A 26,464-nucleotide genomic window follows, 5' to 3' on the forward strand; every position below is an offset into this window, starting at 1 on the left:
ACCGCGCGGCGACGATCGGGCACCGCGCGGCGACGCTGACGTGCCGGCGCCCGTACTCCCAGGACACGAACTCCCGCCCCTCACCGTCCCCATCACCCGCACCCTCATCGTCGCCGGTGCGCTCGCCTCGCGGGATTACCAGGACGTGCATCACGATGCCGAGGCAGCCAGGGAGAAGGGCTCGCCGGACATCTTCATGAACATCCTCACCACCAACGGGCTGGTCGGGCGGTATATCACCGATCACTTCGGGCCGCGGTGCGCGCTCCGGAAGGTGGCGATCCGGCTGGGTGCGCCCAACTATCCGGGGGACACGATGGTGTTGCGGGGGACGGTCGGTGAGGTGGCGGACGGTACCGCCGTCGTACGCGTGACCGGCGAGAACGGGCTGGGCCACCACGTCACCGGCACGGTCACCGTCACCCTCGACGGCGGGTCCGCCATCGGCGACGGGGCGGCCCTCCGCGACGAGTCGGCCATCGGCGGAGGGGCCGCCCTCGACAGCGGAGCCGCCGTATGAGCGTACGGAGTGCGGACAGCCTCGGCGGGCGTGCCGCGGTCGCCGGAATCGGTGCCACGGAGTTCTCCAAGGATTCCGGGCGCAGCGAGCTGAAGCTGGCGGTCGAGGCGGTGCGGGCCGCGCTGGACGATGCAGGGCTGGGGCCGGAGGACGTGGACGGGCTGGTCACGTTCACGATGGACACCAGCCCGGAGATCACCGTCGCGCAGGCGGCGGGCATCGGTGACCTGTCGTTCTTCTCGCGCGTGCACTACGGGGGCGGCGCGGCGTGCGCGACGGTCCAGCAGGCCGCGATGGCGGTGGCGACGGGCGTCGCGGAGGTGGTGGTCTGCTACCGCGCGTTCAACGAGCGCTCGGGCCGCCGCTTCGGGTCCGGCGTGCAGCAGCGCGAGGCGTCCGCCGAGGGGGCGGCCCTGGGCTGGAACCTCCCGTTCGGGCTGCTCACGCCCGCCTCCTGGGTGGCCATGGCGGCGCAGCGGTACCTGCACGTGTACGGGCTGAAGCCGGAGGCGTTCGGGCACGTGGCGGTCGCCGGCCGGCGGCACGCTGCCCGCAACCCCGCCGCGTACTTCCACGGCAAGCCGATCACGCTCGCCGACCACGCCGCCTCGCGCTGGATCGTCGAGCCGCTGCGGCTGCTGGACTGCTGCCAGGAGACCGACGGCGGCCAGGCGATCGTGGTGACCTCCGCCGAGCGCGCCCGTGACCTGCGGTGCCCACCCGCCGTGATCAACGCGGCGGCGCAGGGCGCGGGCCGCGCGCAGGAGCAGATGACGAGCTACTACCGGGACGACCTGACCGGGCTGCCGGAAATGGGGGTGGTGGCCCGGCAGTTGTGGCGGAGCAGCGGGCTGACGCCGGGCGAGATCGACGTGGGGATCCTGTACGACCACTTCACTCCGTTCGTGCTGATGCAGCTGGAGGAGTTCGGGTTCTGCGCGCCGGGGGAGGCGGCCGGGTTCGTGGCGGCGGACGCGCTGCCCCTCAATACGCACGGCGGGCAGCTCGGCGAGGCGTACCTGCACGGTATGAACGGCATCGCGGAGGGCGTCCGGCAGATCCGCGGCACCTCCGTGAACCAGGTGCCGGGCGCGTCCCGTGTCCTGGTCACGGCCGGTACGGGGGTGCCCACCTCGGGCCTCGTACTCGGCACGGACGGGACCTGAGGGGGCGGCCGGGAGCCCGGGCAGGAAAGCGACAGCGCCCCACACCGGATCCCCGCCCGCCGCACCCCGGGCCCGGCATCCGGCTGAACCGGCGGTGCCGCTGGCGTGTCCGTCACGGAGTGTCGCGGCGGGGCCTTTTGACTCGCCGTATGAGATGGACAAAATCGGCAAAACATATCGCCTTGCTGGCTCTGGTACCCGCCGTCGGGCTGATCGTCGCCCTGGCGGCGCTGCTCCCGTCCTGGCTCGCCCCCTCCTCCACCTCCGGCGGCGACCGGCCACCGGCGGCTCCCGGGGCCGGTCGGGGCGAGGCCGAGGCCGCCCCGGCCGCCGCCGACGATGCCGCCGCCGACGATGCCGCCGCGTCCCGGCGCCGGGTGGCCCCGACGGCCGCCGCCAAGGCTCCGGCGACCGGTCCTTACCTCTACAAGGGCTTCGGGCTCGACACCTGCGAGGCCCCGGCGGTCAGCTCGCTGCGGGCCTGGAACAGCACGCGCTACCGGGCCATCGGCGTCTACTTCGCCGGCCACGGGCGCGCCTGTCCCAAGCAGCACAACCTCAGCCCCCAGTGGTTCCAGGGCGCGAAGGCGGCCGGCTGGCGGGTGCTGCCGGTCTATCTCGGCGGCCAGGCGCCGTGCGTGAAGAACAAACACAAGCGGCGGTACGCCATCGGCGCCGACCCGTTCAAGGAGGGCACTACGGAGGCCAGGGTGGCGGTGAACCGCGCGCAGGCGTACGGGATCATGCCGCGCAGCCCGATCTACCTGGACATCGAGGCGTACGACCTGAAGAACCAGGCCTGCAAGGAGAAGACGCTGAGCTTCGTGCGCTCCTGGAGCCGCGAGGTGCGCCGCTTCGGCTACATCGCGGGCTTCTACAGCAGCGCGAACTCCGGCGTGCGGCACCTGGCATCGGCGCGCGCGAAGGGGTACACCGACCTGCCGTCGGTCATGTGGTTCGCGCGCTGGCGCGTCCCGCCGTCGGCGTACGGGGAGAAGTGGCTGCCGCAGACGGCCTGGCACCCGAACCGGCGGATCCACCAGTACGCGGGCCACGTGCTGGAGACGCACGGCGGCCGCAAGCTGCGGATCGACCGCAACTGGGTGGACGCGCCGGTCGCGGTGATCCGGTGACCGTACGCGAGCGGACCAGGACCGGCTCCGCGCGGCCCCAACGGGCGGAACTCGACCGACTCCGGTGGGCGAACCCCGACCGACCCCGGAGGGCGGACCCTGACCGACCCCGGCGGGCGAACTCCGACCCGCCCCGGAGGGCGGACCCTGACCGGGGTGCGCCCACGGTCCGTCCTGAGGAGGTGGGGCCCGCCCCACGCGTACAACCTGAGGCGGAGGCGGCTTCGGCACCTTGGACCGATCCCCGGCCGGGTCCGCGCTTCTAGCGTGGAAGACATGACCACGCCAGTGTGCAAGGGCGCCTCGACCGCCGCGGTGGCCCCGCCGCCGTCGCCGCTCCCGACGCCCTCGTCGCGCCCCTCCCGCACGTCGTTCCCGTCCTTCGCGGCGTACGTACGGGACCGGGGGCCGGCGCTGCTGCGTGCCGCCCGCTCGCTCAGCGCCAACCCCAACGACGCGGAGGACCTCCTCCAGACCGCGCTGGCCAAGACCTTCGTGGCCTGGGAGCGGATCGAGGACCACCGGGCGCTGGACGGCTACGTGCGGCGGGCGCTGGTGAACACCCGTACCTCGCAGTGGCGCAAGCGGAAGATAGAGGAGTACGCCTGCGACGAGCTGCCCGAGCCGGGCCTCGTGCCGTCCGCCGACCCCGCGGAGCGGCAGGTGCTGCGCGACGCGATGTGGCGCGCGGTGCTCAGGCTGCCCGACCGGCAGCGCGCCATGGTCGTCCTGCGGTACTACGAGGACCTGAGCGAGGCGCAGACCGCCGAGGTGATGGAGGTGTCCGTCGGCACGGTCAAGAGCGCCGTCTCCCGCGCCCTGGCCAAGCTGCGGGAGGACCCGGACCTGGCCCGCGCGTCCTGAACGCCCGGACCCCGGCTGCGACGGAACGTCTCGTGCGGCTCCGACGACCAGGCTCCGACCAGGCTCGGAGCGGGCTCCCGGGGAGCGATTCCGCACGTCGGCCCGACAGCAGCGGGAAGGCCATCGTGAAGGCCACCGGGACTGCCATCGGGACAGCCACCGTGACGGGTGACACGCCTGATTTTCTCGCGCGGTAGTGACATACCGCCTGGTACGGCAGCAGAATCAGCGGAAATCTACTCGCCCGTAACCGGTCTTCGGGAGGCCCCGGTGCTGAGCACGATGCAGGACGTACCGCTGACAGTGACCCGCATCCTCGCGCACGGCGCCACCGTGCACGGCAAGGCCGAGGTGATCACCTGGACCGGGGAGGGCGAGCCGCACCGCCAGACCTTCCGGGAGACCGGGCTGCGCGCCGCGCAGCTGGCCCACGCCCTCCACGACGAGCTGGGCGTACGCGGCGACGCCCGCGTTGCCACCCTCATGTGGAACAACAGCGTCCACTTGGAGGCATACCTCGCGATCCCCGCCATGGGCGCGGTCCTCCACACCCTGAACCTCCGGCTGCCCGCCGAGCAGCTCGTCTGGATCGTCAACCACGCCGACGACCGGGTCGTGCTGGTCAACGGCTCGCTGCTGCCGCTGCTGGCCCCGCTCCTCCCGCAGCTGCCCAGCCTGGAGCACATCGTCGTCGCGGGCCCCGGCGACCGCTCCGTCCTTGAGGGCGCCACCGCGCGGGTGCACGACTACGAGGAGCTGCTGGCCGGCCGCCCGGAGACGTACGACTGGCCCGAGGCCGACGAGCGGCAGGCCGCCGCGCTCTGCTACACCTCCGGCACCACCGGCGACCCCAAGGGCGTGGTCTACAGCCACCGCTCGCTCTACCTGCACTCGATGCACGTCAACACCGCCGAGGCGTTCGCGCTGAACGGCCGTGACATCGCGCTTCCGGTCGTCCCCATGTTCCACGTGAACGCCTGGGGCCTGCCGCACGCCGCTTTCATGGCGGGCGCCTCGCTGCTGATGCCGGACCGGTTCCTCCAGCCGGCCCCGCTCGCCGAGATGATCGAGACCGTACGGCCCACCATCGGCGCCGCGGTGCCCACCATCTGGCAGGGGCTCCTCGCCGAGCTGGACTCCAGAAAGGAAGCGGGCACCATCGCGGGGGCGTCCAGCCTGGCCAAGGTGATCATCGGCGGCTCGGCCTGCCCGCCCGCCCTGATGAAGGCCTTCGAGGACCGGCACGGCATCCGCGTCGTGCACGCCTGGGGCATGACCGAGACCTCGCCGCTGGGCAGCGTCGCGCACCCGCCGGCCGGCGTGACCGGCGAGGAGGAGTGGGGCTACCGCTGTACGCAGGGCCGCTTCCCGGCCTCCGTCGAGGCGCGGCTGGCCGGCCCCGGCGGCGAGTACCTGCCCTGGGACGGCGAGTCGGCCGGCGAGCTGGAGGTGCGCGGGCCGTGGATCGCGGGCGCGTACTACGGGGGCGCGGACGGCGAGGACTTCCGCCCCGAGGACAAGTTCAGCCCGGACGGCTGGCTGCGCACCGGTGACGTCGGCACGATCACGCCCGACGGCTACCTCACCCTCACCGACCGCGCCAAGGACGTCATCAAGTCGGGCGGCGAGTGGATCTCCTCGGTGGATCTGGAGAACCACCTGATGGCCCACCCGGACGTCGCCGAGGCCGCCGTGGTCGCGGTACCGGACGAGAAGTGGGGCGAACGCCCGCTGGCCACCGTCGTCCTGAAGGAGGGCGCCACGGCCGGCTACGAGGACCTGAAGGAATTCCTCGCCGGCCGCATCGCCCGCTGGCAGCTCCCCGAACGCTGGGCGGTCATCCCGGCCGTACCGAAGACGAGCGTGGGGAAGTTCGACAAGAAGGTGCTGCGGAAGCAGTACGCGGACGGCGGGCTGGACGTCACGCAGCTGGGCTGAGCGGGGGAGCGGTGCGTCCGGGGGAGTGGGCTTCCCGGACGTACCGCGTCCCGGCCGGGCCGTCGCGGCGACAGCGGCAGGGTTCCGTTCAGCGGCGACCAGCCGTACGGCTACGGCTCAGCGGCGCCCGCCGTGGGGGAGGAAGCGGCCGGCGGCGAGCCAGACGAGGGCCAGAACGCAGACGCCGGGCCAGTGCCAGTGGGTGTAGACCGGGCCGGTCAGGGCGGAGGCGAGGGCGCCGGCGAAGAAGGCCGCGACCATGTAGGCGGTGTTGGCCGTGGCGGGTGAGCCGGTGGCGGTCAGCGCGCGGGTCTGGTTGGCGACCTGGCCGCAGACCAGGCCGGCGTGGATCAGTACGGCCGCCAGGCACAGCGCCCACAGCTGGTGTCCGCCCAGCCAGAAGAACGGTACGGAGGCCAGCGTGAGCCCGTAGGCGGCGGACACCACGCGGTCGTTGCCGAAGCGGTCGATCAGCCCGCCGGCCAGCGGCGACACCATCGCCGAGACCAGCCCGAAGAGGCCGAACAGACCGGCGGTCGCGGTCGAGAAGTGGTACGGCGCGCCGGTCAGCAGCAGCACGACCGCCGTCCACAGTGCGCTCCACACGCCGAACAGACCGCCCTGGCGCAGACAGGCCCGCCGCAGGTCGGCGGAGGAGAGCAGCATCCCGGGCACCTGGGCGACGCCCCGGCCGATCCGGGACAGCAGCCCACCGGAGACCTCGCGCCGCTCGGGCGGCAGCAGCGCGGCGGTCACCGAGCCGATCAGCGCGGTGAGTACGGCCGAGCCGAGGAGGACGGCGCGCCAGCCGTACGCCTGGCCGGCCAGCCCGCCCACGACCCGGGCCGCGACGATGCCGGTGAACAGGCCCGCGACGACGGCCGCGACGTGCAGGCCGCGGCGCGCGGCCGGGGCCCGCTCGGCGACCAGCGGCACCAGCAGCTGCGGGATGACGGTCGTGGCGCCCGCGACCAGCAGCGCTGCCCCCAGCGCCGGCAGGCCGGGGGCGAACCCGGCGACGGCCATCGCGACGGCGGTGACGACGGAGAGCACGGCGACCAGGCGGCGCCGGTTCGCGGTGTCGCCGAGCGGTGCGAAGGACAACAGGCCGAGGGCGTAGCCCAGTTGGGAGAGTGCGGTGATCCAGCTGACGTCGGCGGCGGGTACGCCGAAGCCGCGGGCGATCAGGCCGAGGAGCGGCGCGGCGAGGTAGACGTTGGCGACCGTCACCGCGGTGCACAGGGAGATGACGGCGAGGAGCAGGGCGGGCGGCGGGCCGCTGTGGCCCGTCGGTGCCGCGGCGGCGCGGTCGGCCGGGGAAGCGGCGGGTGCGCTGTCGGGTCGCGGGGCGTCGAGGGGTGCGGCGGCGGACGCGGCGGGCGCGGGCGGTGTGGTGGACATGCTGGCGGTGGCTTCCTCCCCGATAGTAACCAACTGGTTGGTTGTAAGTTTCGGTACGTGTGCCGGTCGTGTCAACCAAACAGTTGGTTACGCTGATTCCATGACAGGGACCAGGGACCCCGCGGCGACCAAGGCCCGCATCTTCGAAGCGGCGGCCGCCGAGTTCGCCGCGTACGGCATCGCGGGCGCCCGCATCGACCGGATCGCCCGCGAGGCCAAGGCCAACAAGCAGCTCATCTACGCCTACTTCGGCAACAAGAGCGAGCTGTTCGCGCAGGTCCTGGAGCAGCGGCTGGTCGACCACGCCCGCAACATGCCGGTCGACGCCGACGACCCGGACGCCTGGGTCGACCGGCTGCTGGAGTACCACGACACCCATCCGCAGCTGCTGCGGCTGCTGATGTGGGAGGGGCTGGAGTACGGCACCGGCGCCATCCCGCGCGAGGACGAGCGCACCGCGCACTGGGACCGCAAGGCCGAGGTCTTCGCCGACGCCCAGCGCCGGGGCGTCATCGGGGCCGCTCTGCCGCCCCGCGACCTGGCGTTCATCCTGCTCGGCGTGGCGGCCTGGTACGCGGCCATGCCGCAGATGCGGCGCATCCTGGTCGGCGACACGGACGAGGCCAGGGCCCGGCTGCGCGAGTCGATCCGTACGACGGTACGGCGGATCATCAGCAAGCCGTAGCGGCCACCGGGCCGCCGCGGACCGGCCATGGGCCGCCGCGGACCGGCCGCCGGTGACCGGGCCGGCCGGCCACCGGGGCGCGCAGGTAACCGGGGCGCCCCGGCCCCGCGTCAGCTCGCAGGCCCGCGGAAGTCCGCCCCGGTCCGCGTCAGTTCGTGCCGATCTTGGCCAGCAGGTCGACGATCCGGCCCTGTACGTCCGGGCTCGTGGACCGCTCGGCGAGGAACAGCACCGTCTCGCCCGAGGCGAGCCGCGGGAGTTGGGCGGGGTCCATGTCGGCGGCGGTGTAGACGACCATCGGGGTGCGGTTCAGCAGCCCGTTCGCGCGCAGCCAGTCCACGATCCCGGCCCGTCGGCGGCGCACCTGCATCAGGTCCATCACCACGAGGTTGGGCCGCACCTGGGTGGCCAGGCTGACCGCGTCCGCGTCCGTCGCGGCCCGCGCGACCTGCATGCCGCGCCGCTCCAGCGAGGCGGTGAGCGCGCCCGCGACGGCGTCGTTCTCCTCGATCAGCAGCACCCGCGGCGGGTGCTGCTCGCTGTCGCGCGGCGCGAGCGCCTTGAGCAGTACGGCCGGATCGGCACCGTACGCCGCCTCCCGGGTCGCCTGGCCCAGCCCGGCCGTCACCAGGACGGGCACCTCGGCGGCGCCCGCGGCCTGGCGCAGCGACTGCAGCGCCTTGCGGGTGATCGGCCCGGTCAGCGGGTCGACGAAGAGCGCGGCCGGATACGCCGCGATCTGCGCGTCCACCTCCTCGCGGGAGTTGACGATCACGGGGCGGTAGCCGCGGTCGCTCAGCGCCTGCTGGGTCGAGGCGTCCGGCGCGGGCCACACCAGGAGCCGGCGCGGATTGTCCAGCGGCTCGGGCGGCAGCTCGTCGTCCATGGGCGGCGGCTGGTGGTCGACGACCTCTATGGCACCGTTCGGACCGTCCAGCGGCTCCGGGCCCTCCTGGCCCTCGTCCGGCGCGGAGATCGCGAAAGCGCGGCCCTCGGTGGACTCCATCAGCGGCGGCTGTGCCTGCGTCTGCGCCTGCGTGCCCTGCGGGGCGCGGGTGGCGGGCACCATCTCCGAGCCCGTACCCCGGTCGCCCTCCTGCGGCGGTGCGGCGAGCTTCCGGCGGCGGCCGGAACCGGCGCTGCCGGCGCCGCCGAGGGTGCCGCCACCGCTGGTGGCGTTCGGGTCGCCGGCCCCGGCGCCCTGACCGCCCGCGGCGGGCTGACCGTGGCGCGCCGGCTGCCTGGGCATGCCCTGCTGACCGGGTTGGCCCTGCTGTCCGGGCTGGCCCGGATGGCCGTTCGGCTGGTGCTGGTCGGCGATCTGCTGGGAGAAGGGGACGCCCTGGCCGAGCGTGCGCACGCTGAACGCGCGGCCGTGCGACTGCCCGGCCGCCGGGCCCGCCTCCTCCTCCGGAGCGGGCAGCGGGCGGCGCGCCGCGCCGGGCTGGCCGGGCGGCTGCTCACCCGGCGCCGACCGACGCGGACCCGGTACGGAGGCGGCCTGCGGCCCGGCGCCCGGCCGGCCGTCGCCGGCGGCCTCGCCCTGCGGCCCGCCCTCGGACGGCCGCCCGTGCTGCGCCTGCTGCCCCTGCGCCTGCTGGCCCTGTGTGTCCTGGCCGTGCGCTTCCTGGCCGTGCGGTCCGGTCGCCTCGGCCGGGCTGGGGCGGCCACGGCGGCGGCCCGTCGGCGCGGGAGCCGGTGGCGCGGGTGCCGGTGAAGCGGGTGCCGCCGGGGTGTCCTCGGGGTGCGTGACCTGGCCCTCGGCGCCCACCACGAACGTACCGCTGGACTCGGAGTCGGCCATCGCGGCAGCCGCCCGCTCCTCGGCGGCGGCACGCCGCGCCCGGCGCCTGCCGGTCGGCGCGTCCCACTCGCCGCCGGCGGCCGGACCGGCCCCGGCAACGGCCGCGGCGGGCAGCGCGCCACCGGGCACGGCGGTGCCGCCGGGTGTGCTTTCGGGGGCCTCCTCGGGAGCGGCCCGGCGGGCCCGGCGCCTGCCGGTTCCCGCGGGCACCGCGTTCCCGGGCCCGGCCGGACCCGCCTGGGCGGGCAGCTGCGCACCGGGCGCACCGGGCACCTGCTCCCCGGCCGCCCGGCGACCGGCGGTCTGCCCCCCGGCCGCCTGCCCACCGGCCGCCTGAGCGCTGTTCGGCTGCCCGGCGTTCGGCTGTGTGCCCGGGGCCTGCGCGCCCGGGGCGGGCAGCGCGGGTCGCGGCTGCTGCGCGCCGGGCCGCTGCGGGGCCGGGGCCTGCGCGGAGTTCCGGTCGGCGGCGGCGGGCGGCAGCGCGAAGGGCGTACGCGGGCCCTGCTGCGCGGCGGGCGCGGCCGGTGCGCCACCGGCGTGCGCGGGACTGAGCCCGGCGGGGCCCTGACCACCGGGCTGTGCCTGGCCGCCGGTCCGGCCGCCCGCTGCCTGGCCGGGGCCGCCGTGCGGCTGTGCCGGACCGGGGCGGCCCGGGCCCGCGGCCGGGGTCAGCGCGCTCGCGGCCGACTGGGAAGGCTGCTGCTCGGCGCCCTGCGGCGCGTCCGGGCCCCGGCCCGGGGCCTGCGCCGGCGGCATCTGGTCGGGCAGGGAGCGCCCGGCGGTGTCGGAGAGCGCCCGGCGCGCCCGGCGCCCGCCAGCCGTGTGACCCTGCTGCTCGCCGGCGGAACCGGCCGCGGCGGGCAGTGCGGGCAGTCCGCCGCCCGAGGACTCCGCCTCGGGGCGGCCCCGCCGCCGGCCGCCCGGAGGAACGGCCTCCGCGCCCGGCAGGCCCGTACCGGCGGTGCCGTCGCCGGCGCCGCGGCCGTCCGTACCGGCGCCAGGAGTGCCGCCCGCCGGGGTGTTCGGGCCCCGGCCCCCGGAAGTCCGGTCACCCGGCTGCCCGCCGGCCGTCGCGTCGGCGCCGTTCGTGCCGCCGCGGGCGCGTCGGCGCCCGCCCCCGGCCGTACCGCCGGCCGGCGTCGCGGTCCCGGCGCCGTCGGACGCGGGCATCTCGGTCGTTCCGTCGGCGCCGGCCGCCTGCTGCCCGGCCGGTACGGGCGAGCCGTCCGCCTTGACCGGTACCTCCAGTACGTACGCGCTGCCGCCCGCGCCGCCCGGCACCTCGTGCGTCTGCAGCACGCCGCCGTGCAGCCGGACGATGCCGCGCACGATCGGGCCGTGCACCGGGTCGCCGCCGCTGTACGGGCCGCGCACCTCGATGCGGACGACCGCGCCGCGCTTGGCCGCCGCGACCACGATCGTGGAGTCCCCGGCCGGAGCCACGCCCGAGGGGGTGTTGCCGGTGGAGTCCACGCCCGCGACGTCGGCGATCAGATGCGAGAGCGCCTGCGCCAGCCGCGCCGCGTCCACCTCGGCCTCGATCGGCGGCGCGTGCACCGCGAACTGCGCGCGTCCCGGCCCGATCAGCTCGACCGCGCCCTCGACGCCGGCGGCGACCACCGCGTCCAGCGAGACCTCGGTCCGCTGGAGCTTGTCCGTGCCCGCGTCGAGCTGCTGGTAGCTCAGGACGTTGTCCACCAGCGTCGTCATCCGGCTGTACCCGGCGGAGAGGTGGTGCAGGACCTGGTTGGCCTCCGGCCAGAGCTGGCCGGCCGGGTCGGACGCCAGCGTGCCCAGCTCGCCGCGGAGCTCCTCCAGCGGGCCGCGCAGCGACCGGTCCAGTACCGCGAGCAGCTGGCTCTGGCGGGCGGCCAGCGCGTCCATCGGGCGCCGGTCGGTGAAGGTCATCACGGCCCCGACGAGCTGGTCGCCGTCGCGTACCGGCGCGGTCGTCAGGTCGACGGAGACCGCGCGCCCGTCCTTGGCCCACAGCACCTGTGCGCGCACCCGGTGCTTGCGGCCGGACTTGAGGGTGTCGGCGAGCGGGGTCTCTGCCCAGGGGAGGGGGGTGCCGTCGGCGCGTGAGTGGTGGATGAGCGGGTGCAGTTCCTTGCCGCCCAGCTCGCTGGCGCGGTAGCCGAGGATCTGCGCGGCGGAGGGGTTGACGAGGACGACCTTGCCCTCCGCGTCCACGCCGACCACGCCCTCGGCCGCGGCGCGCAGGATCATCTCCGTCTGGCGCTGCTGGCGGGCCAGTTCGCTCTCGATGTCCAGCTGCCCGGAGAGGTCGCGCACGACGAGCATCAGCAGCTCGTCGCCGGTGTAGCTCGTGCGGTGGTCCGCGTACGCCGCCTCGAAGGACGACTCGTACGGGGTGCGGCCGTCCTCCAGGTTGGCGCTGGTCACCTCGACCAGCATCTCCGTACCGTCCGTACGCCGCGCGACCATCCGGGTCGGCTTCTGCCGGCCGCCCTCGTGCGCGGTGTCGTCGGGGCGCCGCATGGAGCCGGGGATGCGCTTGGAGTCGAACGTCGGGAGCAGGTCCAGCAGGCCGCGGCCCACCAGGGCCGTGCCCGGCGCCTCGAACGTCTCCAGGGCGATGGTGTTGGCGTTGACGACCGTGCCGTTGCAGTTGACGAGCAACAGCGCGTCGGGCAAGGCGTCGAGTATGGCTGCGAGGCGAGCAGCGCCTCGGGATGGCCTGCTGCTCACGACGACGCTTCCTCCCTGATGACCGCATCTTGCCGACACCCCACCGGGGCGGGTGACTGAAACCCACTGTGGCGTGTCACTGAAAGGGAGTCTACGGGCACCGGGCGGGGACGCGGAGGCGGATGACGGGGAGGTAATGCCACGGCCCTGTGCGACTCGACGCACGCCCGACATGTGCCCCGCGTCCTGATCTGGCGCCCTACTTGGGCACGAAACCCGGCCGGACTTCGCGGGAAGCGGACGCCGGCCTTCCGGCGCTCCCGACTCCGCTTCCCGCCTCTGACGTCGTCTTCCGGCCTTCCCGACGAGTCTCCTTACGCGCCCGCGGCGGGCAGCAGGGGCACGAGCTTCTCCCAGCGGCCGATCTCACAGCCGTTGTCCCGCTTGAAGGTGGCGTCGACCGGGCGCCCGGCCCAGCGGCCGGTGACGTGCGCGACGGCGGGGCCGCCGTACTGCATCGTGCAGGCCGTGCCGGGGTCCACCGGCGCGAAGGGGTCCTTGCCCCACCGCGTCACCTTGTCCAGCGTCCGGCACGCCTCCTCCGCCCTGGGGTGGTCGCCGCCGGTGGGGTGGCACTTCAGTACGTGGGTGCCGTCCAGTCCGGCGCTGCCGGACTCGGTGACGGTCACCTTGAGCTGATCCCCGCCCTTGGCCAGCGGGATCGGCGCCTGCCGGACCTGCTCCGAGGGGGTGACGGCGCCGGCCGTCGGCGCGGCGAGGGCCGGCACGAGGGCGCAGGTGGCGGCGGACAGGGCGAGAAGGGCGATACGGCGCAGCGCCATCGGACTCTCCAGGCGTGGGGGTGGGACCGGGGACGGCGGGGGACCGGGACGGCTCCCCTTCCCCTCTTAACGCTCCACTCCTCCGTACGTTGCGCAACCGCGCGACTCCGCTGCGTACCGCACCGTCCCGGCCTGCCCGTACCGGGATGTTTCCCGCCGGAAGTGCTTTGCCCAGCGGCCCGCGCGCCTAGTACCGTGGACCTCGATTGGTGACAGCACGCTGAGCTGTGCCATCATCTGCACACACCACTTCGCGTTCGCGCGGGGTGGCGTTGCGTGGAGGCGTCGCCTAGTCCGGTCTATGGCGCCGCACTGCTAATGCGGTTTGGGTCTTAAAGCCCATCGAGGGTTCAAATCCCTCCGCCTCCGCAGTAAGGGACGAAGCCCCGGCCGCAAGGTCGGGGCTTCGTTCGTTTTCGCAGCTCAGGCAGGGTCCGGGCAAAGGATTTCGCGCACCGGCGCAGGTCATGTAATGTTGTTCCCGCAACGCCGACCGGTGGTGAACACCGCCGGGAAGCCGAGCGCTCGTAGCTTAACGGATAGAGCATCTGACTACGGATCAGAAGGTTGCAGGTTCGAATCCTGCCGAGCGCACAGCATGACAAAGCCCCCGCCGGTTCGTCCGGACGGGGGTTTTCTCGTGATGATCCGCGTGTGCCGCCGAAGGCCTCGGCGGGTGCCCGGAGCGAGCTCCCTCGCAGGTCATGTAAAGTGGTCCCGCAACGCCGACCGGTGGTGAACACCGCCGGAGAGCCGAGCGCTCGTAGCTTAACGGATAGAGCATCTGACTACGGATCAGAAGGTTGCAGGTTCGAATCCTGCCGAGCGCACAGCAACGCGAAGGCCCCGTCGAGAGATCGACGGGGCCTTCGGTGTTCCCGGCCCGATCGTCAGTCCCGCCGGTGGATGGCGAGGTCCGTGCGGTTCGGGGCCAGGTCGGGGTGGAGGACCAGGTCCTCGTCGTAGTCGCCGCCGTTCTGGGTGCGGTACGGGAGCGGCGGGGTGGTGGCGAGGGTGCGGAGCCGCTCACGGAGGCCGGCGGCGGCCTCGGCGTACTGGTCCGGGGAGACGCGGTTGGCCGCGGGGACCAGGAGCGGGGGCAGCACGGACATGCCGCTGTACCAGAAGGTGCCGTGCTGGAGGGGGAAGAGCACGGATTCCAGGCTGCCGTTGATGCCGCGGGGGCTGAGCGAGGGCTCGAAGGCGCCGGCGGTGAGGACGACCATGGCGCGCTTGCCGGCCAGCCGGCCCTCTCCGTAGCGCAGGGTGCGGCCCTGTTCGTCGGTGACGCCGTATCCGAAGCCCTTCACGAAGACGCGGTCGAACCAGCCCTTGAGGATCGCGGGCATCCCGTACCACCAGAGCGGGAACTGGACGATCACCGCGTCCGCCCAGTCGATCTTCTCCTGCTCGGCGGCGACGTCGGGGGCCAGCCGGCCGGTGTCGAACGCCTCCTGGGAGGCGCGTGCGACGTCGAGCCGTTCGGTGCGGTCGTGGTCGAAGTCCTCGGCGTCGACGACCGGGTTCCACTTCATCGCGTACAGGTCGGAGACGCGCACCTCGTGGCCCGCGGCCTCCAGTGCACGGATGCCCTCGTCCTTCAGGGAGCCGTTGAGGGAGCGGGACTCGGGGTGGGCGTAGAGCCAGAAAACCTTCATGGACACGATCTTGCGGCGCTGGGCGGCCCGAAACGAGTGGCCTGATGGCCAGGGTGTGCAAGGATCGGGCCATGAGTGCTTTCGCGAGCGGGCGGCACCGGATCGCCGTCCTGGTGCGGCACGGCATGCTGCCGATCGAGCTGGGCATCGTCCACCGCGTCTTCGGGCAGGCGAAAACGCCCGCGGGCGAACCGCTGTACGAGGTGGTGACCTGCGCTGTCGAGCCCGGCGCTGTGCGGACGGACGCGGACTTCACGATCAACGTGGCGCACGGCCCGGAGGCGCTGGCCGAGGCGCAGACCGTGGTCGTGCCCGCCGCGCACGAGGACTACACGCCGGAGGAGGGGCGGCTCGACCCGCCGCTCGCTGCCGCGCTGGCCCGTATCCGCCCCGGCACCCGGGTGGCCTCGATCTGTACGGGCGCCTTCGTGCTGGCGGCGGCGGGTCTGCTGGAGGGGCGACGGGCCACCACCCACTGGCGGTCCACGGACGACTTCCGGCGGCTCTTCCCGGGCGTGTGCCTGGACCCGGAGGTGCTCTACACCGAGGATGGCCACGTGCTGACCTCGGCGGGCGTGGCCTCGGGGGTGGACCTGTGCCTGCACATGGTGCGCAGCGACTTCGGCTCGGGCGTGGCCAACGAGGTGGCGCGGAGCACGGTCGTACCGCCGCACCGGGAGGGCGGCCAGGCCCAGTACATCCAGCGTCCGGTGCCCAGCCGGCAGTTCGCCACGACGGGCGCTGCCCGGGCCTGGGCCCTGGAAAATCTGCACCGGCCGCTGACCCTGCGCGAGCTGGCCGCGCGCGAGTCGATGAGCGTACGGACCTTCACCCGGCGCTTCCGCGAGGAGGCCGGGCTCTCGCCGCTCCAGTGGCTCACCCAGCAGCGCGTCGAGCGGGCCCGGCAGCTGCTGGAGGACACCGACCTCTCGGTGGACCGGGTGGCGGCCGACGCCGGATTCGGCACCGCCGCGTCGCTGCGGCAGCATCTCCAGGTGGCGCTGGGCGTCTCGCCGAGCCAGTACCGCAGCACTTTCAGGGGGCCCGGCGCGGCGGACGAGCGGACGGAACGGGCCGTGTCCGTGGTGTGAGAGGGGCGGGACGATGTGGCGGTGCACGGGACCGCGGTGGTCGGGCGGCGCCTTCGGGCTCGGCTGGTACCACCCGGAGCGGGGCGAGGAGCGGCGCAGCACCCTGCCCGCCGGCCGGGCGCTGGCGTTCGCGGTGGAGGGCGAGCGGCGCTGCCTCGGCGTGCGGCGGGCAGGGCGATGGATCGTCTGTCCGCACGCGGCGGTGCTCGACGGGGCGGGCGCGCGCGACCAGTGCCCGGACTGCGCGCGGCTGGACCGGTCGCGGTCGGTCGCCGCGGACACGATGGCCGACGATCCGCGCCCGTACGGCGTCTATCTGGCGTACTTCGGCCCCGGCCTGCTGAAGGTGGGGATCACCGCGGCCGAGCGGGGCGCTGCGCGGCTGCTGGAGCAGGGCGCGGTCGGGTACTCCTGGCTGGGGCACGGGCCGCTGATGGCCGCGCGGCGGGCCGAGGCGCTGCTGGGGAGCGCGTTGGCGGTCCGTGACCGGTTCGCCAAGGCGGAGAAGCGGGCGGCGCGGTTGGCGCTGCCGCCGGCCGCCGAGCGGGCCGCCGCGCTGGGTGCGCTGCACCGCGAGGCGCAGTCGCTGCCGGGCTGGCCGGAGGCGCTCCGGGCCGCTCCGTACGCGTACGCGGACCACTCCGAGGTGTTCGGGCTGGACCGGATTCCGGCGGAGCCGGGGGCCGTGGGAGAGGTCGGGGCGCTGCGCGCGGGGGCCGAGATCGCCGGGGAGGTGCTGGCGGCGGCCGGCTCCGACCTGTACCTGCGGCAGGAAGGGCAGGCGGGGCAGGAGGGCCGGGGCGGGAGCGCGGTGCCGGTGGTGGTCCTGGACGCCCGGCTGCTGTCCGGATGGGTGCTGCGCGCCGCGGCGGGGAAGGTGACGACGGCGGACGTGGTGGTCCGGGCGGAGAGCGGTACGGACGAGGGACGGCAGGAGGGGTTGTTCTGAAGGCGCCGGAGGGGCCGCGCGGGACGGCGGCCGAAGGGGACGAGCGGGTCGGGGCGTTCTGGCGGGAGCTGGGGCTCCCCGGACTGATCGACGTGCACACGCACTTCATGCCGGAGCGCGTGCTGGCCAAGGTCTGGGCGTACTTCGACGCGGCCGGGCCGCTGGTGGGCCGGGAGTGGCCGATCACGTACCGGTACGAGGAGGAGACCCGCCTCGCCGTGCTGCGCGGCTTCGGCGTCCGCGCGTTCACCTCGATGATCTACCCGCACAAGCCCGGCATGGCGCGCTGGCTGAACGGCTGGGCGGCCGACTTCGCCGCCCGCACGCCCGACTGCCTGCGGACCGCGACCTTCTTCCCCGAGGACGGCGCCGCGGCGTACGTCCGGGAGGAACTGGCGGGCGGCGCGCGGATCTTCAAGGCGCATGTGCAGGTCGGCGCGTACGACCCGGCGGACGAGCGGCTCGACGAGGTGTGGGGGCTGCTGGCGGACGCGGGAGTGCCGGTGGTCACCCACTGCGGTTCGGGGCCCGCGCCCGGCAAGCACACCGGGCCCGAGCCGGTCGCCCGGGTGCTGGCCCGGCACCCGCGGCTGACGCTGGTCGTGGCGCACATGGGGATGCCGGAGTACACCGACTTCCTGGACCTGGCGGAGCGGTACGGGAACGTCCACCTGGACACGACGATGAACTTCACCGACTTCGCCGAGCGGTCGGCGCCGTTCCCGCGGGAGGAGCGCGGGCGGCTGGCGGACCTCGGCGACCGGATCCTCTTCGGCAGCGACTTCCCGAACATCCCGTACGGCTACGCGCACGCGCTGGAGTCGCTGACGCGGCTGGAGCTGGGGGACGACTGGCTGCGCGGCGTGTGCCACGGGAACGCGGCCCGGCTGCTGGACCTCTGACGGCGCCGCCCGGCCCGCCCCTCGCACAGGGCCGATTGTCAGTGGTGCCTGCCATGCTCTTACTCAGTGGGACCGGCTGGACCGCGCGGGGGGCGGCCCAGCCGGTCGGACGCTCTTTTGCCGCGCCCGCCAGCGTTTCTCAGGAAATTCACAGGAACCGGAAAGGGGGCTCTCAGAGGCCGCCGCCAGGCTTGCCGGTATGACTGCCACAGCCGGATCGCCGCCCTCGGCGAAGAAGCAACCGGAACTGCTGCGCCCCGACGGGAGTCCGGTGCGGGTGCTCGTCGTCGACGACGAGGCCTCGCTCACCGACCTGCTCTCGATGGCGCTGCGCTACGAGGGCTGGGACATCCGCTCCGCCGGGGACGGCACGAGCGCGCTGCGGGCCGCGCGCGAGTGGCGGCCGGACGCGGTGCTCCTGGACGTCATGCTGCCCGACATGGACGGCCTGACCGTGCTGGGCCGGCTCCGCCGCGACCTGCCCGACGTGCCGGTGCTCTTCCTTACGGCCAAGGACGCCGTGGAGGACCGCATCGCGGGGCTGACCGCGGGCGGTGACGACTACGTCACCAAGCCGTTCAGCCTGGAGGAGGTGGTCGCCCGGCTGCGCGGACTGCTGCGCCGGGCCGGGGCCGCCGCCGTGCGCGCGGAGTCGGTGCTCACGGTGGGCGACCTCGTGCTGGACGAGGACAGTCACGAGGTCTCGCGCGACGGGGTGGACATCCACCTCACGGCCACGGAGTTCGAGCTGCTGCGGTACCTCATGCGCAATCCGCGCCGGGTGCTCAGCAAGACCCAGATCCTGGACCGGGTGTGGAGCTACGACTTCGGCGGCCAGGCCAACGTCGTCGAGCTCTACATCTCCTACCTGCGGCGGAAGATCGACGCCGGCCGCAGCCCGATGATCCACACCCGGCGCGGCGCGGGCTATCTGATCAAGCCGGGCGAGTAGGCGGACCGACGCTCATGTTCCGTACCCCCGGCGGCCGTTCCGGCCGGCGACCGTGGTCCCTGCGTACCCGGCTGGTGGTGGCCGCGGTCGCGCTGATCGCCGTGGTCGCGACCGTCATCGGCACGGTCACGACGATCGCGTTGCACTCGTATCTGCAGAACCAGCTCGACGGCCAGCTGGACGACGCCGCCTGGCGCACGCAGGGCCCGATCGCGGCGCATGATCCACTGCGGCAGAGCCTGGACTTCGTCGCCATGCCGGGCCAGCCCACCGGGACGGTCGGCGGCCGGGTCTCGCCCGACGGGGAGATCGACCGGGGCGCGAAGAACAATGACGTCAAGAGCCGTGACCCGGCCGATCATCTCGACCCGCTGAGCCGGGTACAGGTCCGGGCGCTGGAGGACGTCCCCCGGGACGGCCGGCCGCACACCGCCACCCTGCCCGGCCTAGGCGACTACCGCGTCCAGTCCACCAAGGACGGTTCGGTGGTCATCGGGCTGCCGCTGACCCAGGTCGAGGACACGGTCGGCACGCTGATCGTGGTCGAGGTCTGCGTGACGGCCGCCGGGCTGGTCGCTGCGGGCATCGCGGGCGCCTCGATGGTCGGCATCGCGCTGCGGCCGCTGCGCAGGGTCGCCGCGACCGCCACCCGGGTCTCCGAACTGCCCCTGCATCAGGGCGAGGTGGCGCTGCATGAGCGAGTGCCGGCCGCCGAGGCCGATCCGCGTACCGAGGTCGGGCAGGTCGGCGCGGCGCTCAACCGCATGCTGGGGCACGTCGGTTCGGCGCTGGCCGTGCGGCAGGAGAGCGAGACGCGGGTACGGCAGTTCGTCGCCGACGCCAGCCACGAGCTGCGTACGCCGCTCGCCTCCATCCGCGGCTACGCCGAGCTGACCCGGCGCGGCCGCGAGGAGCCGGGCCCCGACATCCGGCACGCGCTGGGCCGCATCGAGTCCGAGGCGACCCGGATGACCGGGCTGGTGGAGGATCTGCTGCTGCTCGCCCGGCTGGACGCGGGCCGCCCGCTCTCGTACGCGAGCACCGATCTCTCCCCGCTGGCCGTGGACGCGGTCAGCGACGCCCGCGCGGCGGGCCCCGGGCACCGCTGGCGGCTCGAACTCCCCGAGGAACCCGCGCTCGTACGGGCCGACGCGGCGCGCCTGCACCAGGTGCTGGTCAACCTGCTCGCCAACGCCCGTACGCACACCCCGGAGGGCACGACGGTCACCGCGCGGGTGGCCCGGCACGGCCCGTCCGTACTGCTGCAGATCGAGGACGACGGGCCGGGCATCCCGGCGGCGACGCTGCCGCACGTCTTCGAGCGGTTCGCGCGCGGCGACGCCTCGCGGTCGCGGTCCGCCGGGAGCACCGGTCTCGGCCTGGCCATCGTCCGCGCCGTGGTGGCCGCGCACGACGGCGAAGTGGGCGTGGACAGCGTGCCGGGGCGGACCGTCTTCACGGTCCGGCTGCCCGCCGCGGCGCCCGGCTGCGAGCCCGCCGTGACGTACGCGACGGAGCCCGCCGTGACGCACGGTACGGAGCCCGCCGAGGACTCACAGGCAGGGCACAGGCTCACCACACGGAGGTGACAGCGGGGCCGACGAACGTCGTTGCCATGACGACGACACAGCCGGCCCCGGGCCCCACTCCGGCCCCGGGCCACTCCCAGGCCCCTGCCCCGGAACCCGCACCGGCCCCCGTCCCGCTGGGCTCCCTGCCGCCGCGCGAGCACCTGCGCCCCGGCCGCACCACGACCGTCCTGGACGTGGTGATCCCGGTCTACAACGAGGAGACCGACCTCGAACCGTGCGTGCGGCGGCTCCACGAGTACCTGACCCACACGTTCCCGTACGGCTTCCGGATCACCATCGCGGACAACGCGAGCACCGACGCCACGCCCGAGGTCTCGGCCCGGCTGGACGACGAGATCGCCGAGGTCACGGCGGTACGGCTGGAGCAGAAGGGCCGCGGCCGGGCGCTGCGCACCGTCTGGTCGATGTCCCAGGCACCCGTCCTGGCGTACATGGACGTGGACCTGTCCACCGACCTGAACGCGCTGCTGCCGCTGGTGGCGCCGCTGATCTCCGGCCACTCCGACCTGGCCATCGGCTCCCGGCTGGCGCGCAGCTCGCGCGTGGTCCGCGGCCCCAAGCGGGAGTTCATCTCGCGCAGCTACAACGTGATCCTGCGCGGCTCGCTCGCCGCCCGGTTCAGCGACGCGCAGTGCGGGTTCAAGGCGATCCGCGGCGACGTGGCCCAGCGGCTGCTGCCGATGATCGAGGACACCGGCTGGTTCTTCGACACCGAGATGCTGGTCCTCGCCGAGCGGGCCGGGCTGCGGATCCACGAGGTGCCGGTCGACTGGGTCGACGACCCCGACAGCACCGTCCACATCGTGAAGACCGCCACCGACGACCTCAAGGGGGTCTGGCGGGTGGGGCGGGCGCTGGCCACCGGCGCGCTGCCGCTGGACCGGCTGGCCAGGCCCTTCGGCGACGATCCGCGCGACCGACAACTGGCCGGCGTACCGGGCGGACTCGCCCGCCAGCTCGTCGGCTTCTGTGTCGTCGGCGCGCTCAGCACGGTCGCCTACCTGCTGCTGTACTCGCTCTTCCGGCTCGGCATCGGGCCGCAGGCCGCCAACGCGCTGGCCCAGTTGCTCTGCGCGCTGGGCAACACCGCCGCCAACCGACGCCTCACCTTCGGCGTACGGGGCCGGGACCGCGCGGTCCGCCACCAGGCCCAGGGCCTGGTCGTCTTCGCCATCGGCCTCGCGCTGACCAGCGGTTCGCTGGCGGCCCTGAACGCGGCGGCGGGCGATGCCTCGCACGGCACCGAACTGGCCGTACTGATCGCCGCGAACCTCGCCGCGACCGTGCTGCGCTTCCTCCTCTTCCGCGCCTGGGTCTTCCCCGGCACCACCCCCGCCCAGCAGGGCACCAGTGACTCCAGGAGCTCTTGATGACCGCGCCACCCCTGTACGAGGCTCCGCGCGCTGACACCCCGCCCGAGCCGCGTACCCCGGCGCGCCCCGGCGATCCGCGCTGGGCCCGCCCCGGGCTGCTGCTCCTGCTGGCGGTCACCGCCGTGCTCTACCTGTGGGACCTGGGCGCGTCCGGATACGCCAACTCCTTCTACTCGGCGGCGGTCCAGGCCGGCAGCGAGAGCTGGAAGGCGTTCTTCTTCGGCTCCTCGGACGCCGCCAGCTCCATCACCGTCGACAAGCCGCCGGCCGCACTGTGGCCGATGGGGCTGTCGGTGAAGCTCTTCGGTCTCGGCGCCTGGCAGATCCTGGTGCCCGAGGCGCTGATGGGCGTCGCGTCGGTCGGGGTGCTGTACGCGGCCGTACGCCGGCGCTTCGGCGCGGGCGCCGGGCTCCTCGCGGGAGCCGTGCTGGCGGTCACCCCGGTCGCCGCGCTGATGTTCCGCTTCAACAACCCCGACGCGCTGCTCTGCCTGCTGATGGTCTGCGCGATCGCCTGTGTGCTGCGCGCCCTGGAGGACGCCCGTACCAAGTGGCTGGTGCTCGCCGGGGTCTGCTTCGGCTTCGCCTTCCTGGTCAAGACGCTCCAGGCGTGGCTGATCCTGCCGCCGCTGGCGCTGGTCTATCTGCTCTGCGCGCCCACCACGGTCCGCAGGCGCATCGGCCGGACGCTGCTCGCCGGGCTCGCGCTGATCGCGTCCGCCGGCTGGTGGGTGGCGATCGTCGAGCTGTGGCCCGCGTCCTCGCGCCCGTACATCGGCGGCTCGCAGAACAACAGCTTCCTGGAGCTGACCTTCGGCTACAACGGTCTGGGCCGGATCAACGGCAACGAGACCGGCAGCGTCGGCGGCGGTGGCGGCGGCCGGGGCGGCGGCTGGGGTGAGACCGGCATCACCCGGCTCTTCTCCTCCGACATGGGCGGTCAGATCTCCTGGCTGCTGCCCGCGGCCTTCATCCTGCTGATCGCCGGGCTGGTCGTGCTGTGGAAGGCCCGCCGCGCGAAGGACGCGGTGGCCGCGACGGACGCGGTGGCCGTGACGGACGCGGTGGCCGCGACGGATGCACTCGCCGTGCAGCAGCGGAACGCGTTCTGGGTCTGGGGCGGCGCGCTGCTGATGACCTTCGTGACCTTCAGCTTCATGTCCGGGATCTTCCACCAGTACTACAACATCGCCCTGGCCCCCTACATCGCGGCGCTGGTGGGCATGGGCGCCGCGGTGCTGTGGCAGCGCCGGCAGCACGTCGCTGCCACGTCGGCGCTCGCGCTGACGGTCGCGGTCACCGCGGTCTGGTCGTACGTCCTGCTCGACCGGTCCGCTTCCTGGCTGCCGTGGCTGCGCTGGACCGTCCTGGTCGGCGGGCTGTTCGCGGCGGCCGCGCTGGCGGTACTCGGCCGCGGACAGGAGGGGGCCGGCCGGCGGCTGGCGGTCGGTGCAGCGGGGCTGGGCCTCGCGACATCGCTGGCCGGGCCGGTGGCGTACACGCTGAACACGGTGACGACCCCGCACACCGGCTCGATCATCACGGCGGGACCGTCGGTCTCGGGCGGCATGGGCGGCCCGGGCGGGATGGGTCGTCCCGGCGGGATGGGCATGCCGCCGGGCATGAACCCCGGCGGCGGGAACGGCAACCCGGGAAACCCGAGAAATCAGGGAAACCCGGGAAACCAGGGGGGCCAGAGCAATCAGAGCAACCAGGGCAACCAGAAGGGCAACGGCTCCCAGAAGGGCAACGGCGCCCGCAACGGATTCCCCGGCTTCCCCGGCTTCGGCGGCGCGGGCGGCGGCGAGCGCGGCGGTATGCGCGGAGGCGGCGGCATGGGCGGTCTGCTCAACGGTACGCAGGTCAGCGCCAAGGTGAAGGCCAAGCTGCTCGCGGACGCCGACAAGTACACCTGGGTCGCCGCCTCCATCGGTTCGCAGAACGCGGCGAGCTACCAGCTCGCCACCGAGAAGCCGGTCATGGCCATCGGCGGCTTCAACGGCAGCGACCCGTCGCCGACGCTCGCGCAGTTCCAGCAGTACGTGAAGGACGGGAAGATCCACTACTTCCTGGGCGGCGGCATGGGCGGACCGGCCGGCAACTCGGGGACCTCCTCGAAGATCACGTCCTGGGTGTCGAAGAACTACCAGAAGGTCACCGTCGGCAGCACGACGCTCTACGACCTGACCAGCCCGAAGAAATAGCGCCGGGGGAGGGACCCGGCCCGGCGGCCGAAAATCAAATGTACGGCGTATAAGACATCCCTGTACGGTGTAAGTCATCCGCTCACATCCGTACAGGGAGCCTGCATGTCCCCCGTGGCCTCCGCTGCCGCAACCACCGAGAGCCCACCGCGCCATCCCACGCGCTGGATCATCCTCGGCGTCATCTGCCTCGCGCAGCTCACCGTCCTCCTGGACAACACCATCCTCAATGTCGCCGTCCCCTCCCTGAACAAGGAGCTGGGCGCGTCCACCGCCGACATCCAGTGGATGATCAACGCCTATTCGCTGGTCCAGTCCGGCCTGCTGCTCACGGCCGGCAACGCCGCCGACCGCTACGGCCGGAAAAAGATGCTGGCCGGCGGCCTGGTGCTGTTCGGCATAGGCTCGCTCGTCGCGGGCTTCGCGCAGTCCGCCGGGCAACTGATCGCCGCCCGCGCCGGTATGGGCATCGGCGGCGCGCTGCTGATGACCACCACCCTCGCCGTCGTCGTCCAGATCTTCGACAACGAGGAGCGCCCCAAGGCGATCGGCATCTGGGGAGCGGTCAACTCCCTAGGCTTCGCCGCCGGTCCGCTCATCGGCGGCACGCTGCTGAACCACTTCTGGTGGGGCTCGATCTTCCTGATCAACCTGCCGGTCGCGGTGCTCGGCCTGATCGCCGTGCTGAAGCTGGTGCCGGAGTCCAAGAACCCCTCCGGCGACCGTCCCGACCTGCCGGGCGCCCTGCTGTCCATGATCGGCATGGTGGCCGTGGTCTTCGCGATCATCTCAGGGCCCGACCACGGCTGGCTCTCCGCCCGCGTACTGGGCTCCGCCGTCGTCGGCCTCGTCGCGCTCGCCGTCTTCGCCCGCTGGGAGCTGCACACCCCGCACCCCATGCTGGACATGCACTTCTTCCGTGACCGCAAGTTCGTCGGCGCCGTCGCGGGCGGCATCCTCGTCGCGTTCGGCATGGGCGGCTCGATGTTCCTGCTCACCCAGCATCTGCAGATGGTGCTCGGCTACGCGCCGCTGGAGGCCGGGCTGCGTACCGCGCCGCTCGCCCTGACCGCCGTCGTCCTGAACTTCTCCGGCCTCGCCGGAAAGCTGATGATCAAGATGGGCACGCCGCGCACCATCACCGTCGGCATGACGCTGCTCGCCGCGGGCCTCGCGGCCATCTCGCTGCTGGGCGCCGACTCCTACTCCGGCATGCTCGCCGGTCTGATCGTCATGGGTGTCGGTGTCGCGCTCTCGATGCCGGCCATGGCCAACGCCATCATGTCCGCGATCCCGCCCGCCAAGGCGGGCGTCGGCGCCGGCGTCAACGGCACGCTCATGGAGTGCGGCCAGGGCCTGGGCGTCGCCGTCCTCGGCGCGGTGCTCAACTCCCGCTTCGCCGCGCTGATCCCGGCGGCCGCCGCCGGGGCCGGCTCGCTGCCCGCCGCGCTCGCGGCAGCCCGTACGGACGCCGACCGTGCCGCCGTCCGCGACGCCTTCGCGGCCGGCATCCAGACCAGCCAACTGGTCGGTGCCGCCGCGGTGTTCGCCGGCGGTGTGGTCGCCGGCGTGCTGCTCGGCCGCGCCGAGCGCGCCGAACGGGCCGCCGCGGCGCAGCACGGGGCCCCTGACGCCACAGCCGCCCCGGTGGCCGGGGAGACCGCGGTACCGGCTCCGGAGGCCGGCGGACAGGCGGGGCGCTCCCGTGCCGAAGCGGAATAGCATCGAGGCGGCAGGACCGCGTACGACCAGTTCAGCGATGAGGGAGGGCGCGCCATGGCAGCGACGGGCAGCCGCGCCGGCAAGCCGCGGAAAAGTGTCTGGCTGACCGAACGTCCCCCGCTGAAGCGGAAGGCGGACCAGCCGGCCGGGCTGGACCTGGACAAGATCGTGGCGACGACCGTCCGGCTGCTGGACGCGGACGGGCTGGCGGCGTTCTCGATGCGCCGCCTGGCCGCCGCGCTCGGCGTCACGGCGATGTCGGTCTACTGGTACGTCGACACCAAGGACGACCTGCTGGAGCTGGCCATCGACGCGGTGGCCGGCGAGATCGAGCTGCCGGACGAGGACGACCCGGAGAAGGACTGGCGGGACCACCTGCGGCACCTCGCCGCCGAGTACCGCAAGGTGCTCGTCACGCACCGCTGGGCGCCGCGGCTGCTGGGGGAGTACCTCAACGTGGGCCCGCACGCGATCGCGTTCTCCAACGCGACGCTGCGGGTCATGCGGGGCAGCGGGCTGACCCCGGAGCAGGTCTCCGGGGGGCTCGGCTCGATCTTTCAGTTCGTCTACGGCTTCAGCACGGTCGAGGGGCTGCACGAGCAGCGCTGCCGGGAGACCGGCAAGTCGCTGGACGAGCAGTTCGAGGAGGTCGTCGGGGCGGTGCAGGGCCGCCCGGAGTTCGCCGAGACGATGGAGATGTCCGCCAGGTCGCTGGAGCTCCGGCAGGGCATCGGCGTCCGGGCGATGCGCGAGCGCGACTTCGCCTTCGCGCTGGACGTGCAGATCGCCGGCATCGAGGCGATGCGCGACCGGGGCCGCATGCCCTGACCCGGCCGGGTGCACAAGGGCGCCGGCCCCCTGCACAAGGCACCGGCCGCATGCGGACGGGGGGGGGGGGGGGGGGGGGGGGGGGGGGGGGGGGCCGCGCCGGGGGGGGCGGGGGGGGCGGGGGCGGGGGGGCGGGGCGGCCCGCCGCGCCCCCCCCCCCCCGGCGGGGCGCGGCCCCGCCCACCCGC

General features: G+C 73.8%; 19 protein-coding genes and 3 tRNA genes. 18 read left to right on the forward strand and 4 right to left on the reverse strand.

Translation table 11 applies throughout. From position 1 onward, the window contains the following. Nucleotides 1-40: 40 nt before the first annotated feature. The 5 genes from ACIGQF_RS25800 (at nucleotide 41) to ACIGQF_RS25820 (ending at nucleotide 5,621) form a co-directional block, all read left to right on the forward strand. A complete protein-coding gene (locus ACIGQF_RS25800; protein WP_399715089.1) occupies nucleotides 41-520 on the forward strand; it encodes a MaoC family dehydratase in 480 nt (159 codons plus the stop codon). Further along, the gene (locus tag ACIGQF_RS25805; RefSeq protein WP_399714541.1) at nucleotides 517-1,686 is read left to right on the forward strand and encodes a lipid-transfer protein; all 1,170 of its coding nucleotides are present in this window, start codon (nucleotides 517-519) and stop codon (nucleotides 1,684-1,686) included. The genes ACIGQF_RS25800 and ACIGQF_RS25805 overlap by 4 nt, the downstream gene beginning before the upstream one ends. A 182-nt stretch (nucleotides 1,687-1,868) precedes the next feature. Continuing rightward, nucleotides 1,869-2,819: a DUF1906 domain-containing protein gene (locus ACIGQF_RS25810; RefSeq protein ID WP_399714543.1), complete on the forward strand. Its 951-nt coding sequence runs from the start codon at nucleotides 1,869-1,871 to the stop codon at nucleotides 2,817-2,819. A gap of 276 nt (nucleotides 2,820-3,095) precedes the next feature. After that, entirely contained in the window at nucleotides 3,096-3,683 is a 588-nt protein-coding gene (locus tag ACIGQF_RS25815) for a SigE family RNA polymerase sigma factor (protein ID WP_399714545.1), read from the forward strand. Between the two features lie 270 nt (nucleotides 3,684-3,953). Beyond that, nucleotides 3,954-5,621: a long-chain fatty acid--CoA ligase gene (locus ACIGQF_RS25820; RefSeq protein ID WP_399714548.1), complete on the forward strand. Its 1,668-nt coding sequence runs from the start codon at nucleotides 3,954-3,956 to the stop codon at nucleotides 5,619-5,621. 117 nt (nucleotides 5,622-5,738) lie between these two features. Here ACIGQF_RS25820 and ACIGQF_RS25825 read toward each other — a convergent pair whose 3' ends face one another. Continuing rightward, on the reverse strand, nucleotides 5,739-7,022 hold the full coding sequence (locus ACIGQF_RS25825; RefSeq protein ID WP_399714551.1) for an MFS transporter: 1,284 nt from the start codon (nucleotides 7,020-7,022) through the stop codon (nucleotides 5,739-5,741). 100 nt (nucleotides 7,023-7,122) lie between these two features. On the opposite strand from ACIGQF_RS25825, the gene ACIGQF_RS25830 reads away from it, so the two are divergent. Continuing rightward, nucleotides 7,123-7,707, forward strand: coding sequence for a TetR family transcriptional regulator (locus ACIGQF_RS25830; RefSeq protein WP_399714554.1), 585 nt, complete (start codon nucleotides 7,123-7,125; stop codon nucleotides 7,705-7,707). Between the two features lie 148 nt (nucleotides 7,708-7,855). Here ACIGQF_RS25830 and ACIGQF_RS25835 read toward each other — a convergent pair whose 3' ends face one another. After that, nucleotides 7,856-12,169, reverse strand: coding sequence for a PAS domain-containing protein (locus ACIGQF_RS25835; RefSeq protein ID WP_399714556.1), 4,314 nt, complete (start codon nucleotides 12,167-12,169; stop codon nucleotides 7,856-7,858). A 368-nt stretch (nucleotides 12,170-12,537) separates the two neighbouring features. Then, complete coding sequence (locus ACIGQF_RS25840) at nucleotides 12,538-13,005, reverse strand: SSI family serine proteinase inhibitor (RefSeq protein WP_399714559.1); 468 nt, start codon at nucleotides 13,003-13,005, stop codon at nucleotides 12,538-12,540. Between the two features lie 278 nt (nucleotides 13,006-13,283). On the opposite strand from ACIGQF_RS25840, the gene ACIGQF_RS25845 reads away from it, so the two are divergent. The 3 genes from ACIGQF_RS25845 (at nucleotide 13,284) to ACIGQF_RS25855 (ending at nucleotide 13,835) form a co-directional block, all read left to right on the forward strand. Next, a tRNA-Ser gene (locus ACIGQF_RS25845) sits at nucleotides 13,284-13,374 on the forward strand. Between the two features lie 152 nt (nucleotides 13,375-13,526). After that, nucleotides 13,527-13,599, forward strand: a tRNA-Arg gene (locus tag ACIGQF_RS25850). Nucleotides 13,600-13,762: 163 nt separating this feature from the next. Continuing rightward, nucleotides 13,763-13,835 (forward strand) — tRNA-Arg (locus tag ACIGQF_RS25855). 60 nt (nucleotides 13,836-13,895) lie between these two features. Here ACIGQF_RS25855 and ACIGQF_RS25860 read toward each other — a convergent pair. After that, the gene (locus ACIGQF_RS25860; RefSeq protein ID WP_399714562.1) at nucleotides 13,896-14,663 is read right to left on the reverse strand and encodes an NAD(P)H-dependent oxidoreductase; all 768 of its coding nucleotides are present in this window, start codon (nucleotides 14,661-14,663) and stop codon (nucleotides 13,896-13,898) included. Nucleotides 14,664-14,707: 44 nt separating this feature from the next. Here ACIGQF_RS25860 and ACIGQF_RS25865 point away from each other — a divergent pair, with 44 nt between their 5' ends. From ACIGQF_RS25865 to ACIGQF_RS25905, 9 genes are all read left to right on the forward strand, one after another. Further along, complete coding sequence (locus ACIGQF_RS25865; RefSeq protein WP_399714565.1) at nucleotides 14,708-15,754, forward strand: GlxA family transcriptional regulator; 1,047 nt, start codon at nucleotides 14,708-14,710, stop codon at nucleotides 15,752-15,754. A gap of 13 nt (nucleotides 15,755-15,767) precedes the next feature. Continuing rightward, nucleotides 15,768-16,703 carry a DUF2797 domain-containing protein gene (locus tag ACIGQF_RS25870; RefSeq protein WP_399714568.1) on the forward strand — a complete coding sequence of 312 codons (936 nt, stop codon included), beginning with the start codon at nucleotides 15,768-15,770 and terminating at the stop codon, nucleotides 16,701-16,703. Beyond that, nucleotides 16,604-17,605, forward strand: a complete 1,002-nt coding sequence (locus ACIGQF_RS25875; RefSeq protein WP_399714570.1) for an amidohydrolase family protein — start codon at nucleotides 16,604-16,606, stop codon at nucleotides 17,603-17,605. Before ACIGQF_RS25870 ends, ACIGQF_RS25875 begins: the two co-directional genes overlap by 100 nt. Nucleotides 17,606-17,804: 199 nt before the next feature. Further along, nucleotides 17,805-18,557 (forward strand): response regulator transcription factor, encoded by a 753-nt coding sequence (locus ACIGQF_RS25880; RefSeq protein WP_362212302.1) that lies wholly within the window; start codon nucleotides 17,805-17,807, stop codon nucleotides 18,555-18,557. Between the two features lie 14 nt (nucleotides 18,558-18,571). Beyond that, a complete protein-coding gene (locus ACIGQF_RS25885) occupies nucleotides 18,572-20,146 on the forward strand; it encodes a sensor histidine kinase (protein WP_399714574.1) in 1,575 nt (524 codons plus the stop codon). A gap of 26 nt (nucleotides 20,147-20,172) precedes the next feature. Next, nucleotides 20,173-21,519: a glycosyltransferase gene (locus ACIGQF_RS25890; RefSeq protein WP_399714577.1), complete on the forward strand. Its 1,347-nt coding sequence runs from the start codon at nucleotides 20,173-20,175 to the stop codon at nucleotides 21,517-21,519. Then, nucleotides 21,519-23,726 carry an ArnT family glycosyltransferase gene (locus ACIGQF_RS25895; RefSeq protein WP_399714580.1) on the forward strand — a complete coding sequence of 736 codons (2,208 nt, stop codon included), beginning with the start codon at nucleotides 21,519-21,521 and terminating at the stop codon, nucleotides 23,724-23,726. The genes ACIGQF_RS25890 and ACIGQF_RS25895 overlap by 1 nt, the downstream gene beginning before the upstream one ends. A 105-nt stretch (nucleotides 23,727-23,831) precedes the next feature. Beyond that, nucleotides 23,832-25,448: an MFS transporter gene (locus ACIGQF_RS25900; RefSeq protein ID WP_399714583.1), complete on the forward strand. Its 1,617-nt coding sequence runs from the start codon at nucleotides 23,832-23,834 to the stop codon at nucleotides 25,446-25,448. Between the two features lie 54 nt (nucleotides 25,449-25,502). Then, nucleotides 25,503-26,276, forward strand: coding sequence for a TetR/AcrR family transcriptional regulator (locus ACIGQF_RS25905; RefSeq protein ID WP_399714585.1), 774 nt, complete (start codon nucleotides 25,503-25,505; stop codon nucleotides 26,274-26,276). Nucleotides 26,277-26,464 lie beyond the last annotated feature (188 nt).

Source organism: Streptomyces sp. NPDC053560, assembly GCF_044544605.1.
In the GTDB taxonomy this organism is placed as follows: domain Bacteria; phylum Actinomycetota; class Actinomycetes; order Streptomycetales; family Streptomycetaceae; genus Streptomyces.

Bases quoted from the DNA above. Each gene is read 5' to 3' on its own strand.
- ACIGQF_RS25805 (WP_399714541.1), top strand. From the start codon at position 517: ATGAGCGTACGGAGTGCGGACAGCCTCGGCGGGCGTGCCGCGGTCGCC.
- ACIGQF_RS25815 (WP_399714545.1), top strand. From the start codon at position 3,096: ATGACCACGCCAGTGTGCAAGGGCGCCTCGACCGCCGCGGTGGCCCCG.
- ACIGQF_RS25825 (WP_399714551.1), bottom strand. From the start codon at position 7,022: ATGTCCACCACACCGCCCGCGCCCGCCGCGTCCGCCGCCGCACCCCTC.
- ACIGQF_RS25830 (WP_399714554.1), top strand. From the start codon at position 7,123: ATGACAGGGACCAGGGACCCCGCGGCGACCAAGGCCCGCATCTTCGAA.
- ACIGQF_RS25840 (WP_399714559.1), bottom strand. From the start codon at position 13,005: ATGGCGCTGCGCCGTATCGCCCTTCTCGCCCTGTCCGCCGCCACCTGC.
- ACIGQF_RS25860 (WP_399714562.1), bottom strand. From the start codon at position 14,663: ATGAAGGTTTTCTGGCTCTACGCCCACCCCGAGTCCCGCTCCCTCAAC.
- ACIGQF_RS25865 (WP_399714565.1), top strand. From the start codon at position 14,708: ATGGCCAGGGTGTGCAAGGATCGGGCCATGAGTGCTTTCGCGAGCGGG.
- ACIGQF_RS25870 (WP_399714568.1), top strand. From the start codon at position 15,768: ATGTGGCGGTGCACGGGACCGCGGTGGTCGGGCGGCGCCTTCGGGCTC.
- ACIGQF_RS25875 (WP_399714570.1), top strand. From the start codon at position 16,604: ATGGGTGCTGCGCGCCGCGGCGGGGAAGGTGACGACGGCGGACGTGGT.
- ACIGQF_RS25880 (WP_362212302.1), top strand. From the start codon at position 17,805: ATGACTGCCACAGCCGGATCGCCGCCCTCGGCGAAGAAGCAACCGGAA.
- ACIGQF_RS25885 (WP_399714574.1), top strand. From the start codon at position 18,572: ATGTTCCGTACCCCCGGCGGCCGTTCCGGCCGGCGACCGTGGTCCCTG.
- ACIGQF_RS25890 (WP_399714577.1), top strand. From the start codon at position 20,173: ATGACGACGACACAGCCGGCCCCGGGCCCCACTCCGGCCCCGGGCCAC.
- ACIGQF_RS25895 (WP_399714580.1), top strand. From the start codon at position 21,519: ATGACCGCGCCACCCCTGTACGAGGCTCCGCGCGCTGACACCCCGCCC.
- ACIGQF_RS25900 (WP_399714583.1), top strand. From the start codon at position 23,832: ATGTCCCCCGTGGCCTCCGCTGCCGCAACCACCGAGAGCCCACCGCGC.
- ACIGQF_RS25905 (WP_399714585.1), top strand. From the start codon at position 25,503: ATGGCAGCGACGGGCAGCCGCGCCGGCAAGCCGCGGAAAAGTGTCTGG.